The organism is uncultured Campylobacter sp. (assembly GCF_938018145.1).
GTDB lineage: Bacteria > Campylobacterota > Campylobacteria > Campylobacterales > Campylobacteraceae > Campylobacter_A.
The window spans coordinates 1-2325 of the sequence record NZ_CALIII010000449.1; the positions used below are offsets into that span (position 1 = coordinate 1).

2 protein-coding genes are annotated in these 2325 nt (G+C 44.8%); both read right to left on the bottom strand.

The features are described from left to right. Positions 1–185 precede the first annotated feature (185 nt). Positions 186–680 carry a hypothetical protein gene (locus Q0338_RS10505; protein ID WP_298086674.1) on the bottom strand — a complete coding sequence of 165 codons (495 nt, stop codon included), beginning with the start codon at positions 678–680 and terminating at the stop codon, positions 186–188. Between the two features lie 88 nt (positions 681–768). Further along, positions 769–2163: a hypothetical protein gene (locus Q0338_RS10510; RefSeq protein ID WP_298086675.1), complete on the bottom strand. Its 1395-nt coding sequence runs from the start codon at positions 2161–2163 to the stop codon at positions 769–771. Positions 2164–2325 lie beyond the last annotated feature (162 nt).

Consider the following 2325-nt stretch of genomic DNA (forward strand, 5'->3'; position numbering starts at 1 on the left):
AACGGCGGCAAAATCGGCGCTTACCTATTTTTATAAAAATAAATTTGCGAGCGGCGCTATGGCAAATTTAACAAAGCCGAGCGGAGCTAAAATTAACTCAAATTTGCCAAATTTTGCTCGGCTACTCGGTAAGTCAAATTTAAACTGTGCAGAGCCGTTATCCGCGTATTTTGCGCCAAATTTGGCTAAATATCCTCCACATCTTCCACGCCGCACCACGCACCAACGAGCAAAGCATGAGCCGTCGCCGTTATCTCAGCGTCCGCATAGTAAAGCGCGGAGCCCGGGTTTGCTTTTAGAAAAAGTACCGTGAGGCTAGATGCGACAGAGACTATGAGCATGACGGAGTGAAATTTAAACAGCGGATTTTGCGTGATACGCGATAGTCTAAAGTTTAAAATCATCCAAAAAATCATCGTAACCACAAGTAAAACAAGAAACAAAAGCGTAAAAATAGGATTGTAAAGTATCCCAGCTAGCAGAGCCGCCGCCGTAACAATCCCTAGCACCAAATACGCGTGAAACGGCCGCATGAGATTAGTCTCACACATGGGCTGGAGCTTTTTAAGCGCCTTATAAAGATAAACGAGCGCAAGTATGCTTAGCGCCGTCCAGCTGTGCTTTTCTTGAAGTTTTGGGAAAAAATCCTCAACGTAAAGCACCAAAACCGTAAAAGACATAAAGCAAGCCGAAAGTATCCCCTCTTGCTTTGCTTTTTCGATGATTTGGGTTTTGTTTTAGGTCAAATCTTGTTCGTTTTCTCTCATCTCATTCCTCCTTTATCATAGTCCAAGCGTATAGGTAAAACGCAGTCGGTAGCACGTAAAGTATCGCGATGGCTAGTGCTGCAAGCAGTATGGAAAAGACCGCCGTAAAATAGCCTATAGATAGCATTATCTGCAGCGCAAAGGCGATAATAAAGCTAGCGATAGCGAAAAATACGTAAGTCTTAAAAAGATTGTTTTCCGTAATCTTTGCAAGACTGAAATTTAACTTAGCCCAAAGGACAGCAAGATAGACGGCGATAGCTAGTATAAACAGTCCCGCCAGCCCAGTACCAGCAGTAGCAGGTCGGTCCTCTATGCCGCGTATAAAGCCAAACGCTATACCAACTACCGCAAATACGATAGATACAAAAATCATCTGTTTATAGATGCTAAGCACGTCGGCGTCGTAAATTTCCTCTAGTTTTTTAAGCGCGTACCACATATAAACGGCCGCGGCGAGAAAAAGCACGAAATTTACCGAGCCTTCAAGCAGTTTTATCAGCTGCTCTTGCGACTCGCCGTGCGGCCGCGTAAATATCAGATAAAGCTTGGCAAAAAACGATACGGCAACGGTCGCTAGCATAAGCTGGCACGAGATGATACCCTGCTTTTTGGCTGCTTTTAACGTTTCTCGTTCGTAAGAATTTTCATGCGCGTTTTCTTTTTTGGTTAGGATTTTATTTGTGCGGCTTTGATCGGCGTCAAATTTGAGCTCTGTCGCTAGCTCGTTACGGCTGCTAAAATTCGGCTCGCTTGCGTTTTGGGCGTTTAAATTTGGCCTATCGCCGTGCTGGTTGGTCAAATTTATCTCAATTTCGCCTTGCTCGTTTGAGAAATTTTCCACACTGATCCACGCCGCGAGCAATACGCCCGAAGTCGCTAGATCAAAAAGCGCGTTTGCGAGGGGTTCAAATTTGACGATAGGAGCGATGAGGGCGGGCGAGAGGACTCCTAGCATGCCGTAGGCGAAGTTTGCGCTCAGGCTAGCGGCAAGCATCCACGCGTAAATGCTAAAAAGCGCGCAGCCTGAGGCCTTTGCGAGTTTGAGATTTATGACGACCCACGCGATAGAGACAGCAAATACGGCAAGCGGGATGATGACGCGGGAGATGAGGCTGAGATAGTTTTTATCAAAAACGTAGAGCGCGACAGTGCAGAGGATCACTGCTAAAAAGCCGTTGTAGGCGTATTTGAAGATAGTAAAAACGTTTGAGTTTGACAGCTCCTGCGCGCGGATGAGCGCATAGTGGAAAAACGTCAGCGCAAACAGCCACGCTAGCGTGCGAACGATCCAAAACAGGCTCTGATCGCTCACTAGAAAACTCGCGCTCGCACACAGGATGCAAACCGCGCCGAGGATGCCTTGAGTTCTTGCTTTGTTAAAATTTTTATCCATTTTTCTCTCTTTCGGCGGTTTTGGTTTTAAATTTGCAAAATTTGACGCTCAAATTTTCGTCAAATTTAAGTGATTGTAAAAGAGAAAATATACATAAATTTGTTTTAAATGATTATTAAATTTAAGCAGATAAAGTGCTTTAAAATCAGTACACTTGCGTAA

Excerpts from the sequence above, each read along its gene's own strand:
- Q0338_RS10505 (WP_298086674.1), bottom strand. The coding sequence starts at position 680 with ATGTCTTTTACGGTTTTGGTGCTTTACGTTGAGGATTTTTTCCCAAAA.
- Q0338_RS10510 (WP_298086675.1), bottom strand. The coding sequence starts at position 2,163 with ATGGATAAAAATTTTAACAAAGCAAGAACTCAAGGCATCCTCGGCGCG.